Here is a 14,536-nt window from a genome sequence, read left to right as displayed (position 1 = left end):
GCTTAAGCACCGGTCGAACAAGATGAGTCGACCGGTCGCGGTGTCCGCGCCGTGCCGGCCCCCTTGTCCTGTTCGGAGATCCTGAAGATGAAAACCGCCCTTTCCCTGCTCGCCCTCGCCGCCGCGATCGCGGCACCCGCCGTGTCCTTTGCGCAGACGGCCAATGGCCCTGTCACGCGCGCCGAAGTCGTCGCGCAGTTGCGCCAGGTCGAACAGGCCGGCTACAAGCCGCTGAAAGGCCAGTATCCGGAAGATATCCAGGCGGTCGAAGCACGCATCGCGCAGTCGTCGGGGATCGGCGCGGAAGCCGGTGGGTCGGCTGCGTCCGGCCGTCCGGCGCTGCCGGCAACGGCAACCGTGTCCGGCCAGCCGAGTCGCGGGCGCTGACGCGCCCCCGCCCCGGTGCAGGCCGCGACGTGCGCGCGGCAATCGGTCGATGGCGTGCCGTCAGCCGAGCAGAAGGAACCGTGCGGCCCGCGCATCGCGGGACGGAAACGACCCGCCCGCCGCCTGCTTGCGTCACTGCGGCGCCGACGCCCCGCTCGCCGCATTGCCGGGCCACGCCTTGCCGATCGCGTCGACCAGCGATTTCGCGGTGCCCGTCACGATCGCCGCGTCGACGCCGGACGTCTGCCACGAGCCGTCGGCGGCCTTCACGAAGGTCAGGTTCGCGCGCGATGGTTTGTAGTCGGCATTGCGCCACGTGACCACGACGTCGCACGAATACGTGCGATCGCCGAGCTTCTTGCAGTCGCCGTCGGGCTTCGCCGACACGACATCGGCCGAGACGGGTAGCGGCTGGCCGAACAGCGCGTTCAGGCCGCCGTGGTTTTCCGCTTCGAGCGCGCGGCGCACGGCGGCGTCGACGTCGCTCGAGCCGGGGCCGTCGTGGAGCAGGTTGCAGGCAGCCAGCAGCGTCGATGCACCGGCGAGTGTCAGCAGCGTGTGGAACTTCATGGCTATCCGTTATCGGGTGAACGCCGCGTAGTCTGCAACGTCCGCGTGTCGTGCGCGGTATCCATTTGTAACCAATTGCATGGATGCGCAAGCGGCATCGCGTGTCGCCCTCGCTTACTGCCGCTCCTGCTTCACGCGGCTGACGAGCTGCGTCGGGCTCACGAACTGCAGCGCGATCACGACCCATACGAGCGTGATGGCCATGTAGATCATTGCCATCGCGTCGATCGACTGCGGCGCGCGCACGCCGGTCGAGAACACCGCGTAATACAGCGCGACGACGAGCGTCTGCGTGCTCGGCCCCGCGGTGAAGAAGGTCAGCTCGAACATCCCGATCGTGCGCACCAGCACCAGCAGCCCCGCCGCGAGCATGCCGGGCACGAGCAGCGGCAGCAGCACGTAGCGGAAATAGCGCCACGTGTTCGCGCCGAAGATGCGCGCGGCGGCTTCGAGATTCGGATCGATCTGCTCGATGAACGGCGTCATCACGAGGATCACGAACGGCAGCGCCGGCACGAGGTTCGCGAGGATCACGCCGGGCAGCGTGCCCGCGAGCCCGACCTTGTACATCACGGTGGCCATCGGGATCCCGTACGTGACGGGCGGCACCATCAGCGGCAGCAGGAACACCAGCAGCGCGAAGCGCTTGCCGCGAAACTGCACGCGCGCCAGCGCATACGCGGCCGGCACGCCGAGCGCGATCGACAGCAGCACCACCGCGCCGACGACCTCGACGGTCACCCACAGCACGCTCGCGAGCTGGAAGTCCTCCCACGCCTTCGCATACCAGTGCAGCGTGAAGCCCTGCGGCAGCGGCGTGCCGAACCAGCGTGTCGCGATCGAATTCACCGCGACGGTCGCGATCAGCAGCATCACGTTCAGCAGGAAGAACGCCATCAGCCCCCAGACGAGCGCCTTCCATGCGCGGCCGGCGAGATTGCTTGTCATCTTCTGCGGTTTCCTCGCGTCGACGGGCCGCTCACCGGGCGCATCGGGCGCGTCGTGCTTTGGCGGCCAGGTGCGCGCGGCATGGTTGTCGGTCGCCATCAGCCCTTGCCTCCCGTCACCGCGCCCGTATAGAAGAAGCGGCGCGCGCCGAGCATCGACGCGACCACCAGCAGCTGCACGAAGCCCATCACGATCGCAATCGCCGATGCGAGCGAATAGTCGTAGCTCTCGAACGCGGCTTCCGCCGCCGCGATCGAGATCACGCGCGTGGGCCCGGCCGGCGCGCCGAGCAGCACGGCCGACGGGAATACCGAGAATGCCTGCACGAACGACAGGCACGCGGCCATCGTGAGCCCCGGCACGAGCAGCGGCAGGTAGATCTGCCGGAACTGCTGCCACGGGTTTGCGCCGAGCGTCGCCGCTGCGCGCGCGAGCGTCGGGTCGATGCCGCTGATGTACGACAGCATCAGCAGGAACGCGAACGGAAAGCCCGACACGATCAGCGACAGCAGCACGCCCCAGTAGTTGTGCGTGAGGCGCACTTCGTCGGTGTACAGGTGCAGCCCCTGCAGCGCCTGCGGGAACCAGCCGTTCGGCCCGAAATACGTGAGCATCCCGTCGGCGACGAGCACCGTGCCGAGCGTGACGGGAATCACGAGCAGCGTCGTGACGAACTTCTGGTACCGCGAATGGCGGCGCAGCGCGAACGCGACGGGCACCGCGATGCCGACGTTGAGCAGCGTCGCCGGCACCGCGAGCTTCAGCGTGACGAGCACGGTCGGCCACATCGCCGTGTCGGTGAAGAACTGCACGTAGTTCGCGAGCGCGCCGCCGCCGTTCATCGGCTGGAACGACAGCACGAGACCGTACGCGAACGGATAGATGAACAGCGCGACGATGAACGCGAGCGCGGGCGTGACGAGCCAGGCTTTCGCGTCGCGCGGCGTGCCGGACGCGAGCGTGCTCATGCGGCCTCCCGGTGGAACCGCGCGGCGGTCACGCCGCTCATGTCGGCGCTCCGGGGTAGACGAGCGTGCGCGACGGCGCAACGCGCAGCCGCAGCGGCTCGCCTTCCGTGAATTCGCCGGCCACGCGCGCCCAGATCGGGCCGAACGGCGTGACCGCGCGGATCAGCGAATCGCGGCCGCCGTACTCGACCGTTTCGACGGTCGCGTCGAACGTGTTGTCGCCGCGTTCGTCCGCGCGCTCGATGTCGTCGGGGCGCAGCGCGACCACGACCTCCTTCGCGTCGAAGCCGGCCATCGGCACGCCCGTGACGCGAACGCCACCGGCTGTGACGGTCACGTAGTCGCCGGCCATCCCTTCGAGCGTGAACGGCAGCACGTTGCGATAGCCCATGAAACGCGCGACATGCAGGTTGTGCGGGCGCGTGTAGACGTCCTTCGGCGTCGCGACCTGCTGCACGACGCCTTCCTTCATCACGACGATGCGGTCGGCCATCGACAACGCTTCGTCCTGGTCGTGCGTCACGTAGATCGTCGCGCGTTCGAGCTGCGTGTGGATGCGGCGGATCTCGGCGCGCATCTCGATGCGCAGCTTCGTGTCGAGGTTCGACAGCGGTTCGTCCATCAGCACGAGCGGTGGCTCGATCACGATCGCGCGCGCGATCGCGACGCGCTGCTGCTGCCCGCCCGACAGCTGCCCGGGCAGCTTGCCCTCGTGACCGACGAGTTGCACGAGCTCAAGCGCCTGCTGAGCGCGCCGCCGCGTTTCCTGTTTCGGCACGCCGCGCATCTTGAGGCCGAAGCCGACGTTGTCGAGCACCGACATGTGCGGAAACAGCGCGTAGTTCTGGAACACCATCCCGAAGCCGCGGCGCTCGGGCGGCAGCACGTCGATGCGCGTGTCGTCGAGCCAGATGCCGCCGCGCGTGAGCGGCTGCAGCCCCGCGATGCAGTTGAGCGCGGTCGACTTGCCGCAGCCCGACGGGCCGAGCAGCGCGATGAACTCGCCGCGCCGGATCTCGAGATCGAGCCCGTTCAGCGCGGCGACCTGCGCACCTTCCGCATTGGTGAAGCTGCGGCACACGCCATCGAGCCGCAGCCGTTCGAAACTGTGCTTCATTGCGCGAACTCCATCGACGCGGGCGCCGCGGCGCCCGCCGGTCCATGCGTCACTTCGACTTCTGCGATCCGATCTCGCGATCCCACTTCTGGAACGCGGCGACCATCGCCTGCGCGCTGAGCGGCTGCACGTGCGGGCGATCCGCGAGCAGCTTCGCGTACTCGGGGCGGCCGAACTTGCGGACCACTTCCTGGCTGTGCGCGGGCGCCATCTCCAGCGTCACGCCCTTCACCGCCGGGCCCGGATAGAAGTAACCGTCGTCGTAGGTCATCGCCTGTTGCGCCGGTTCGAGCAGGAAGTTCATCAGCTTGAACAGCACGTCGAGCTTTTCCTTCGGCACGCCCTTCGGGATCACCATGTAGTGCGCGTCGTTCACCCACGTCATGTTGTCGAACGCCTGGATCCTGAATTCGGCCGGCACGATGCCGAGCGCGCGCGGGTTGAGATCCCAGCCGGTGACGGTCACGGTCATGTCGCGCGTGCCCTCGCCGAGCTCCTTCATCACGGCCGACGTGCCGCCCGGGTAGTACGGCACGCAGTCGTTCAGCGCCTTGAGGAACGCCCAGGTCTTGTCCCAGCCGTTGATCGGATCCTGCGGATTCTTGTCGCCGAGCACGTACGGCAGCCCCATCAGGAACGTGCGGCCGGGGCCCGAGTTCGCCGGGCGCGCATAGATCAGCTTGTTCGGGTGCGCCTTGCACCATGCGAGGAGCTGATCGGGGGTCTTCGGCGGGTTACCGACTTTCGCCGGGTTGTATTCGAGCAACGGGCCGGCCGGCATGTAGGTGACTTCGAGGCCGTAGCCCTGCGCGAGATCCTGCATCTTGCGCGGGCCGGGTGCGTATTTGTCGAGCACGCCGGGGAACGCGGCCGCGTCGTCGGGCAGCAGCTTCAGCCACAGGCTCTGTTCGATGCCGGCAGCCAGTGCGTCGGTGCCGGTCAGCACGAGGTCGATGTCAGAGCGCCCCGCCGCCTGCATCGCCTTGATCTTGCCCGGCAACTGCGGCGCGGGCGCGTTCGTGAACGTGACGTTCGATACGAGGTTCGGGTTCTTGTCCTTGAAGGCCTCGATGGCCTTCTGCGTGAGCTGCAGGTTGCCCGCGACATCGACGATGTTCAGCGACACGGGCGCGGCAACGGCGGCTGTGGCAGACAGCGTGAAGCCCAGGGCGAGTGCGATCCGGCGGACACGGCGAGCGATCTTGGTGGCGTTCATGTCTCCTCACTTCGGTCGGTGGATGGGACCTTTCTTTTCAGGAAATCATGACGGCGTTATACGATGTCGGTCAACAAAAAACCACGGCGTGCGGGGCGGGACTTTCCCTGACAAACGCCCTTCTGACGGATGGCGATTTGGTTACCAAACGACGCGGATCGATTGACCCGCGTTGGATGAGGCTTTGTCTTGTGACGTCATATCTCCAAGACGTTTCCCCACATGAAACCGATTCGGCAGGCGTCCGACCGGGATCGCGCTCGCCGGAATCAACGATTCTTCAAGGCAATCAGCACATCCCGATGCTCGGATATGACTTTTCGAGCCGAGCGAAGCACGTCGTCTTTCTCGGCTTGAGTCGAAGCTTTGACTTCGTTGGTAGGACGGATGATCGTGCGGGGTTTCAAGGTAACCCCGTACAGCACCTTTCGTTTGGGAACCATGAAGCATCCCACTATAAAAATTGATCGCAATCGGCCGCTTGTCCCCATTCGGACGCAGCGGCCACGTTGCTTTCAATCATAGCGCTCGACAAACTGCCGAAGACGGCCCAACGCTGTCACGCGTCGCTGAAAGGTCATGCCTTCAAGCTGGAACTACCTTCACCGAGCGCAATCACCTCTTCGATCAATCCCTCGGCATCCCGCCACTCGCCATACCCGGACGCCGGGTTCAGGTGCCCGACCTCCCCCAGATCGACGAGCTTGCTGCCCCACCCGGCCGCCAGCGCTTCAACGCGCTCGAAACGCGCAAGCGGATCGTTGCGGCTCGCGGCGACGATGCTCGGAAACGGCAGCCGTTCGGTCGGTATCGGCGTCCAGCCGTTCGCGTCGATCGCATCGGACGCCGGATAACCGGCGGGCATCGGCGATTCGAGATCGGCGGGCGCCGCGAGCAGCGCGCCGTGGATCTTGCGCGTGGCCTGCCGTGCCCAGTGCACCGTGATCATCACCCCCGCGCTGTGCGCGACCAGGATCACGGGGCCGTCGATCCCGGCCAGCGCCGCATCGAGCGCCGCGACGCGTGCGGCGCGGCTCAGCTTGTCGGCTTCGAGCGGCGCGACCGAGCGCGCGTTCGGCAGGCGTCGTTCGAGGTGCGTCTGCCAGTGGTCTTCCACGTGATCGCGCAAGCCGGGCACGATCAGGATGGTGGGTACGGTCGTCAGGGTCATGCAGTCTCCGAAACGTTCAGGAAAGTTGGGACGCGCGCCGGTCGCGTTCGACGCGTGCGAGATCGGCCACGTAGCTCGCGCGTCCGATCGCGAACAGCACCGCGGCCATGAGCGGCACGACAGGAATCCATTGCAGCGCGCCGACGAGCCCGGCGCGATCGGCGACCCACCCCGTCAGCAGCGGGCCCGGCGCCATGCCGAGCAGGTTGTTCGCGAGGGTGAGCGTCGCAAATGCCGACGCGTGGATCGCGGCCGGCGTCAGGTTCGCGACCATCGCGCCCGACGCACCGGATGCGCCCGCACCGACCAGCATCCCCGCGCAGATCAGCGCGAGCTGCAGCGGCCCGGGCGGCAGCCGGAACGCAATCGCGAGGCAGACGCCCGTCAGCACGCAATACGCGATCGCGGTCAGCCACTTGCGCTTGCCGTCGATCTTGCCGACGCGGTCGGTGACGATCCCGCAGCCGACCATCCCGACACCCGCGACCAGCACGAAGCCGGCCGCGAGCACGGCCGCGCGGTCGGGCGCCATCGCGTAGTAGCGGTTCAGGTAGCTCGGCAGCCACGCGAACAGCGCGCCCGGCACGAACAGGTGCAGCCCGCTGCCGAGATACGCGCAGATCACCGAACGCGACGCGAACAGTCCCGACATCAGCGCGCGCACGCTGCCGCGCAAGTCGCGCGGCGCATTGGCGTCGCGCCGGCACGGTTCGATCCGATTGGCGGCGAGCCGTCGTTCGGTCACGACGCAGCGATACGCGACGAGCAGCACGATGCCGAGCGCGGCCATCACGCCGAACGACCAGCGCCAGCCGAGATGCGCGCCGACCAGCCCGCCGAGCGCCATCCCGAACACGGAGCCGAACGCGCCACCGGCCATGAACGCGCCGGTCAGCGTCGCGCGCAGCCGTGCCGGAAAGATGCTGAGGATCAGCGCGACGCCGACGCTGCCGTACGCGGCCTCGCCGAGCCCGACGAGGCCGCGCGCGACCAGCATCTCCGTGTAGTTGGTCGACAGCGCGCAGCCAAGCGTCGCGATGCTCCACAACGCGGCCATCAGCACGATGCTGCGCACGCGCCCGAAGCGGTCGGCGAGCACCGACAGCGGAAACGTCAGCAGCCCGACCAGCAGCGCGACGACGCCGGACAGCGAACCGAGCTGCGTGTCCGACAGCGCCCACGCGTGCTTGAGCAGCGGGAACACGGCGTTGAGCACCTGCCGCGACATGTAGTCCGACAGCAGCAGGCCAACGGTCAGCCCGAACACGAGCCACGCATACGCGGGCGCGCGCCGGCCGGCGGCGGCGACGTCCTGCATCGACGGCTCGACATGATGGATCAGCATGCGTGTCTCCTCCGGCACCGGAGCGGTCGTGCTCCGGCGCGGCTTGCGTGGCCCCGCTCCGTTGACCGGAGTCCGCCCCCGCGCGCTGCGCAGGGGTGGGTGCCACGCCACAACGATCGGCGGGCGGCAGCCGTGATGACCGCCTGCCCGGATGCGCGGTGCGTCAGGCCGCCCGCAGCGGCACGTTCACCTGGCCCGGCCGGCGATTCGGCGCCATCCCGAGGTGCGCCAGCGTCTCGTCGATGCCGTCGTACTGCACGCCGATCCGGTAGATCGCCTTCGCCTCCTTGCCGGTGGCGATGTCGCGGCCGAGTTCGCGCGCGATCCGTGCGCACTGCTCGACCTGCTGCACCGACGTCATCCGGTTGCCCTTCTGGTCGATGATCGTGTCCTCGATCCCGCAACGCGGATGCAGGCCCAGCGCCATCGCGACCGTGTTGATCGGCAGCACGTTCTTCATCAGCGATTCGAGCGTGATGCACGCGCCGTCCGGGCAGCGCCGCACGAATTCCATGAAGTTGTACGGATTCGGGCCGTCGAAGCCGCCGCCGATGCCGACCCACGTGACGTTCAGCGGGCCGCGATAGACGCCGCGGCGGATGATCCGTTCGAGCGTTTCCAGCGCGTGCATGCCGGTGAGCTGGAAATGCGGCTGGATGCCGGCCGCCTGCAGGCGGCGCAGGTGTTCGTCGACCCAGCCGGGGCCGGCCGGCACGGTCATCTCGCGATACGCGTCCCAGTACGCGGCTTCGTTCAGCGACGTGCCGGCGATATCCTGGCGGTTCATCAGCTCGGTGATGTTCATCTGCACGGTGTTGATCGCAATCGTCACCTGGTCGGGCTTCGGCGTCAGCTCGGCGAGCATGTGGCGCGTGTCGTCGGACAGCCATTTCGCGTCCGCCCCCTCGCCTTCCGGTGCGAACGAGATCGAACCGCCCACCTGCAGGATCATGTCGGGCACCGCCTCGCGCAACCGGCCGAGCAGCTCGTTGAACTTCGACAGCCGCTTGCTGCCCTTGCCGTCGAGTTCGCGCACATGCATGTGCAGCACCGTCGCCCCCGCGTTGTAGCAGTCGACGGCCTTCTGTACGTGCTCGTCCATCGTCACCGGAATGTCTTCCGGAAAATCGGCGGGCATCCATTCGGGGCCATACGGCGCGACCGTGATGACCACCTTGTCCTGGTTTTCCGGGTGCAGCGAATCGTCGAGAAATTGCATGTCGTCCTCCAGTGGAAATCGTTGTATTTCGGGCGTACGGGCGCGCGTATCCCGCCGCGCCGGGCGGGATGCCCGGCGCGTTGCATGGGTTTTTCAGAGATCGGTTACGGTGCGGGCGCGCTCAGAACGGCACATCGCCGACGATGCCCGCGCGCTCCATCTGGCGCACGCACGGCGGGTAGTCCATCACCGCGTAGTGCTGGGTGCTGCGGTTGTCCCAGATCGCGACGCTGTTCTTCCTCCAGCGCCAGCGCACCTGGTATTCGGGGATATAAGCCTGGCTGATCAGGTACTGCAGCAACTGGCCGGCGCCGGGATTCGCGTCCTGCCCAAAGCGCACGCGCGCGGGCGTGTGGAAGTTCGTGAAATGCGTGGTGAACGCGTTCACGTACAGCACCTTCTCGCCCGTTTCCGGATGCGTGCGCACGACCGGGTGCTCGGCGTCCGGGTACTGCGCCTTCAGCGCGAGGCGCTTGTCGATCGGCATCGCCGCGCCGAAGCTCGCCTCGATGCTGTGGCGCGCGCGCAAGTCGTCGATCTGCTGCTTCACGTGTTCCGGCAGGCGCTCGTAGGCGAGCGCCATGTTCGCCCACATCGTGTCGCCGCCAACCGGCGGACCGTCGACGCAGCGCAGCACGCAGCCGAACGGCGGCGCCACGCGCCAGCTCGCATCGCTGTGCCACGCATTCTCGTAGCGGTCGTTCGGCTGGTCGGGCGACTTGTAGATCCGCACGAGCCCCGGGTGCTCGGGATCGCTGCCGGCCACCGGATGATCCTCGAGCTCGCCGAAGCGCCGCGCGAACGCGACGTGCTCGGCGCGCGTGATGTCCTGGTCGCGCAGGAACAGCACGCGATGCCGGAGCAGTTGCGCGCGGATCTCGGCGAACAGGCCGTCGTCGTGCACGGCGTCGGCGAGGCTCACGTCCAGCAGTTCCGCGCCGATCGCGCAGGTCAGGGGTTCGACTCGCATGCGCGTCTCCTCAGACGATGAACACCGACGACCCGGTCGTCTTGCGCGATTCGAGATCGCGGTGCGCCTGCGCGGCGTCCTGCAGCGCGTAGCGTTGGTTGATCTCGATCCGGATCCGGCCGGCCGCGACGTGCGCGAACAGTTCGCCGGCCAGGTCGTTCTTCTCGGCCGGATCGGCGATGTAGTCGGCCAGCGCTGGACGTGTCAGGTACAGCGAGCCCTTCATCGCCAGGCGCTGCGGGTCGAACGGCGGGATCGGGCCCGACGCGGTGCCGACGCACACCATCAGCCCGCGCCGCTTCAGCGAATCGAGCGAGCCTTCGAAGGTGTCCTTGCCGACGCTGTCGAACACGACGTCGACGCCCGCGCCGTCCGTCAGTTCACGCACGCGCTTCGCAACGTCCTCGCGGCTGTAGTCGATCGTATGGTCGCAGCCGTGCGCGCGGGCGATCCCGGCCTTGTGCTCGCTCGATACCGTGCCGATCACCGTGAGCCCGAGCAGCTTCGCCCATTGCGACACGATCAGCCCGACGCCGCCGGCGGCCGCGTGCAGCAGGATCGTGTCGCCCGGCGCGAACGCGTGGATGCGGCGCAGCAGGTAGGCCGACGTCAGGCCGCGCATCGTCATCGCCGCGGCCGTTTCGCACGAAATGCCGGCCGGCAGCCGCACGAGCGGCGCGGCGGGGATCAGCCGTTCGGTGCTGTACGCGCCGAGCGTGTTCAGGAAGCCCGTGTAGGTCACGCGGTCGCCGACGGCGACGTTCGTCACGCCGGGGCCGACGGCCTCGACCACCCCGGCTGCCTCGACACCGAGGCCGGCAGGCAGCGGCACCGGATACAGGCCGCTGCGGAAATACGTGTCGGCGAAGTTCAGGCCGACCGCGTCGTGCCGCAGGCGCACCTGGCCGGCGCCCGGGTCGCCGACGTCGACTGCTTCCCAGCGCAGGACCTCGGGTCCGCCGGTTTCGTGGAATCGCACTGCATGTGCCATGTTGTTCTCCGTAGGGTGTCAGTCGGATGCGCGTCGCGCATCGTCGGGTTCGTTCGGTTCGTTCGCGCGTGGCGGCGTCGCGGCTGCGCCCTCCGCCAGCGATTCATCCAGTCCGGCCCAGTCCGCGTCGCCGAGATAGCGCCGCGCGGCCGGGAAAATCACGCCTTCCATCCGCCCCATCTGCTCGAACGCGCCGTGCGCATAGCGGGCGAGCGCCGTGTCGAACGCGGCCGACGGCAGCCCGTCCGCGGCGATCCGCATGAGCGCATCGAGCGCTTGCGCGTCGCGCTGCCGCTGGCGGTCGAGTTCGTCCAGTTCGGCCGCGACACACTCCGCGCGGACGCGCAATGCCGCGAAGAGGCGCGCTTCGGCGGCCGTGCCGACACGGGCGCGCTGCAGGGTGGCGAGCGACGCCAGCGCATCCTGCATGTCGGCCGCTTGCCGCTGCGCATCCACGTCCACGCCAACGTTCGCGCCGGACGCCATCAGCGCATGCAGCAACCCGCCGACCGCGCGATGCGCATCGAGGCAACGCGCCATCACGCGCGCCTCGGCAGGCGATCGCCGCGACGTGCATACGAGCACCGGCACGCCGCTCGTCGCGAGCAGATGCTGCCGTTGCACGCAGGCCGCCGCATCGGCATCGTGCGGCAGCGCCGCGACGCCGATCAGGTCGCAGCCGAGTTCGGCCGCCAGCGCGCCGGGCGCTGCGTCGCCGGCCCCCGGATGGCCGGCCCCCGCGATCACATGGGACAACCCCTGCGCCCGTGCGGCGGCTTCCACTTTCGCACCGTGCTCCGGCAGCCGCGCTCCGGATAAACGCGAGTCCGGCGCGGCGCCGGTCAGCATGAACGTGACCCGGGCGCCGACCGCACGCGCCAGTTCGAGCGCATGGCCGATCGCGTCGATGCCGCCGGGCGTGCCGTCGACCGTCACGAGCAGATGGCGGTACATCGTGCCGCTCCGCTTATCCGACGAGCAGCGCGCTGCGCCGCGTGCCGGTCGATACGATGTTCATGGGTGGGCTCCTCGTGGTGTTCGTCATGCATCGGAACCCATGCTATCGACGCGGTGCCGGCGCGGCCCCACTCGTCGCGGGGGGGATTGACGCGCAAGCGCGGTTCGGCCGATCCTTCCCCCACGCCCACCCCGGACGCTGGCCCGCACGGCACCGCCGGATTCCGACTGCAGCCCCGATGGCCCACCCACCCGATCGCGCCGACGCGCCTCCCACCGAACTGATCCTGAAGACGACCGCGCCGCGCGTGCCGGCGCAGTTGCTGGCCCGCGCGCGGCTGAGCCTCGCCGCGCCCGCGTTCGACGGCCGGCCGGTCACGCTCGTGCAGGCGCCGGCCGGTTACGGCAAGACGTCGCTGCTCGCGCAATGGCGCCGCGAAACCCTCGCGCTCGGCCGCGCGGTCGTATGGCTGTCGGCCGACGAGCGCGACGATGCGGCGCGGTTGCTGCAGGGGCTCGTGCAGGCAGTGCGGACCGGCTGCGCGCGGCCCGGCTTCGGGCGCCTGATCCCGGTCGGCGCGGCCGACGCGGCGCGCGCGCTGGAAGGCGTGACCGCGTGGCTGGCCGAGGTCGCGCAACTGTCGATCGATGCGCTGCTGATCGTCGACGATGCGGAGCGGCTGCCGCCCGCCGGCCTCGATGCGCTGACCTACGTGCTGCACAACGCGCCGCAAAACCTGCATGTCGTTGTCGCCGCGCGGCGCGGGCTCGATCATGTGGCCGGCGACCTGCTCGCCGGCGGGCAATGCACGCTCGCGGGCGCCGACTGGCTACGCTTCACGCTCGACGAGACGATTGCGCTGGTCGGCGCGCGCTTTGCGCAGCGGGTCGACGCCGACGCGTGCGCGCGGCTGTTCGAACGCGTCGACGGCTGGCCGCTCGGCCTGCAGCTCGCGATGGCCGCGATGGCGCGCTCGGCCGATCCGCGCCAGGCGGTCGACGCGCTCGCCGCCCGCGTGGACGGCACGCGCGACCGGCTGGTCGAGCTGCTGCTCGCGAACCTGTCGGCCGACGACACCGCGTTCCTGACCCGCACGAGCGTCGCCGATCGCCTGCATCCGTCGCTGTGCGCCGCGCTGCTCGACGACGCGGACGCGCCCGACCGTCTCGCGCGGCTCGCCCGCGACACGCCGCTGTTCATTGCGTCGGACGATTCGGACTGGTGCCGGCTGCATCCGCTCGTGCGCGACACGCTGCGCGACCGCCTGGCCGCGGGGCCGGACACCGAGCGCAGCGCGCTGCATGCACGTGCGGCCGCCTGGCTCGACGCGCACGGGATGACCGAGGAAGCCGCCCGCCACGCGTATGCGGCCGGCCAGTTCGAGGTCGCATATGCGCTTGCGCAGCGCTGTCTGGAGGATGCGATCAAGCAGGGCCGCATCAACGACGTGCTCGACTGGCTCGCGCTGCTGCCCGATGCGGAGCTCGACAAGCGTCCGACGCTGCGCGTCGCGGTGGCATGGGCGCTGGCGCTCGGCGAGCGTCATGTCGAGGCACAGCGCCAGATCGCGGGCATCCTCGCGGATCCCGGCACGCCCGCGGCGATGCGCTACGAATGCGCACTGATCCTCAGCGCGGCCGCGTATTACGCCGACGAAATCGACCGCTTCGTCGAGCTGTTCGAACCGTGGGCCGACTTCACGCCGCCGGCGGCGACCTGGCTCGCGCAAATGCACGCGAACCGGCTGTCGGCACGCGCGATCATCGTCGGCGAACCGGCGCAGGCGCGCCGCTTCCAGCACGCCGCGCCGCGCGGCGAGACGGCGGCCGGGTTCGGCTATGTCGCGCGTTGGGGCGAGCTGATCACGGGCCTGAGCTACCTGCGCGAAGGCCAGGTCCGGCTGGCCGACGATGCGCTGTCGCCGGCGCTGGCGCGCGCGGAAGCCGATCTCGGGCGCCGCCATCCGCTCACCTGCATGCTCGCGGCGATGTGCGCGGCGCTCGCGTACGAGGCCGACCGCGTCGACCAGGCCGCCGCGCTGCTCGCGAACCGGCTCGACGTGCTCGAACATGCGGGCACGCCCGATACCGTGCTGCTCGGCTATCGCACCGCCGCGCGCATCGCGCTGCTGCGCGGCGTCGAGCATCGCGCGATCGACCTGCTCGAAGCGCTCGATGCAATGGGCGTCGCGCGCCGCCTGCCGCGCCTGTCGGTCGCGAGTCTCGCCGAGCAGGTGCGCATCCATGCGGCGCGCTATCGCGAGGCGACCTGCCATGCGCTCGTCGAGCGGATCGACGCGATCGCCGCGGCCGAGTTTCCGTCGCATGGGCCGTTGTGGCGACGCCCCGTCGTGCTGCTGCAGGCGACTGCGCATGCAGGCGCGGCGCTCGCCGCGCGCCGCTGGGACGACGCGAGCGCGGCGCTCGACGAAGCCGCGGTGCTGGCCCGCGAAATGAGCATGGGGCAGGCGCGCATCGAGATCATGGCGCTCAGCGCATTCGCGCTCGAACAGTCGGGGGGCGGCGGCCGCGCACTGCTCGACGAGGCGATGAACCTCGCGGACCTGTTCGGGCTGACGCGCACGCTCGCCGACGCGCATCCGGCCATCGCCGACTGGGCGCGCCGCGCCGGCGACGAAGCCGCCGCCGGTGCCGGCCCCGCGCGGCACGCGCTGCC

The 14,536-nt window shown here is 69.3% G+C and carries 13 protein-coding genes; 2 read left to right on the top strand and 11 right to left on the bottom strand.

The annotated features are described in order from the left end of the window. Window positions 1-87 precede the first annotated feature (87 nt). Window positions 88-387 carry a DUF4148 domain-containing protein gene (locus tag BDI24065_RS36905; RefSeq protein WP_175035321.1) on the top strand — a complete coding sequence of 100 codons (300 nt, stop codon included), beginning with the start codon at window positions 88-90 and terminating at the stop codon, window positions 385-387. Between the two features lie 132 nt (window positions 388-519). Here the strand turns inward: BDI24065_RS36905 and BDI24065_RS36900 are convergent, their stop codons facing one another. From BDI24065_RS36900 to BDI24065_RS36850, 11 genes are all read right to left on the bottom strand, one after another. After that, window positions 520-957, bottom strand: a complete 438-nt coding sequence (locus tag BDI24065_RS36900) for a hypothetical protein (protein WP_175035320.1) — start codon at window positions 955-957, stop codon at window positions 520-522. A gap of 114 nt (window positions 958-1,071) precedes the next feature. Further along, window positions 1,072-2,004, bottom strand: coding sequence for an ABC transporter permease (locus tag BDI24065_RS36895; RefSeq protein ID WP_175035319.1), 933 nt, complete (start codon window positions 2,002-2,004; stop codon window positions 1,072-1,074). Continuing rightward, window positions 2,004-2,873 (bottom strand): ABC transporter permease, encoded by an 870-nt coding sequence (locus BDI24065_RS36890; protein WP_175035318.1) that lies wholly within the window; start codon window positions 2,871-2,873, stop codon window positions 2,004-2,006. The genes BDI24065_RS36895 and BDI24065_RS36890 overlap by 1 nt, the downstream gene beginning before the upstream one ends. Window positions 2,874-2,910: 37 nt before the next feature. After that, complete coding sequence (locus BDI24065_RS36885; protein WP_175035317.1) at window positions 2,911-3,990, bottom strand: ABC transporter ATP-binding protein; 1,080 nt, start codon at window positions 3,988-3,990, stop codon at window positions 2,911-2,913. A gap of 49 nt (window positions 3,991-4,039) precedes the next feature. Then, the gene (locus tag BDI24065_RS36880; protein ID WP_175035316.1) at window positions 4,040-5,206 is read right to left on the bottom strand and encodes an ABC transporter substrate-binding protein; all 1,167 of its coding nucleotides are present in this window, start codon (window positions 5,204-5,206) and stop codon (window positions 4,040-4,042) included. Between the two features lie 577 nt (window positions 5,207-5,783). Continuing rightward, entirely contained in the window at window positions 5,784-6,377 is a 594-nt protein-coding gene (locus tag BDI24065_RS36875; RefSeq protein ID WP_175035315.1) for an RBBP9/YdeN family alpha/beta hydrolase, read from the bottom strand. A gap of 16 nt (window positions 6,378-6,393) precedes the next feature. Further along, entirely contained in the window at window positions 6,394-7,722 is a 1,329-nt protein-coding gene (locus BDI24065_RS36870; protein WP_175035314.1) for an MFS transporter, read from the bottom strand. Between the two features lie 163 nt (window positions 7,723-7,885). Continuing rightward, a complete protein-coding gene (locus tag BDI24065_RS36865) occupies window positions 7,886-8,941 on the bottom strand; it encodes a 3-keto-5-aminohexanoate cleavage protein (RefSeq protein WP_175035313.1) in 1,056 nt (351 codons plus the stop codon). Between the two features lie 121 nt (window positions 8,942-9,062). Continuing rightward, window positions 9,063-9,911 (bottom strand): TauD/TfdA dioxygenase family protein, encoded by an 849-nt coding sequence (locus BDI24065_RS36860; RefSeq protein ID WP_175035312.1) that lies wholly within the window; start codon window positions 9,909-9,911, stop codon window positions 9,063-9,065. A gap of 10 nt (window positions 9,912-9,921) precedes the next feature. After that, window positions 9,922-10,902, bottom strand: a complete 981-nt coding sequence (locus BDI24065_RS36855) for a quinone oxidoreductase family protein (RefSeq protein WP_175035311.1) — start codon at window positions 10,900-10,902, stop codon at window positions 9,922-9,924. Between the two features lie 18 nt (window positions 10,903-10,920). Beyond that, a complete protein-coding gene (locus BDI24065_RS36850) occupies window positions 10,921-11,856 on the bottom strand; it encodes a universal stress protein (RefSeq protein WP_175035310.1) in 936 nt (311 codons plus the stop codon). Between the two features lie 242 nt (window positions 11,857-12,098). On the opposite strand from BDI24065_RS36850, the gene BDI24065_RS36845 reads away from it, so the two are divergent. Further along, the coding region (locus BDI24065_RS36845) for an AAA family ATPase (RefSeq protein ID WP_175035309.1) at window positions 12,099-14,536 on the top strand (2,438 nt) is incomplete at its 3' end.

Origin of the sequence: Burkholderia lata (assembly GCF_902499025.1) — a bacterium.
GTDB lineage: Bacteria > Pseudomonadota > Gammaproteobacteria > Burkholderiales > Burkholderiaceae > Burkholderia > Burkholderia lata_C.
This window is presented reverse-complemented; position numbering and strand designations above follow the sequence as displayed.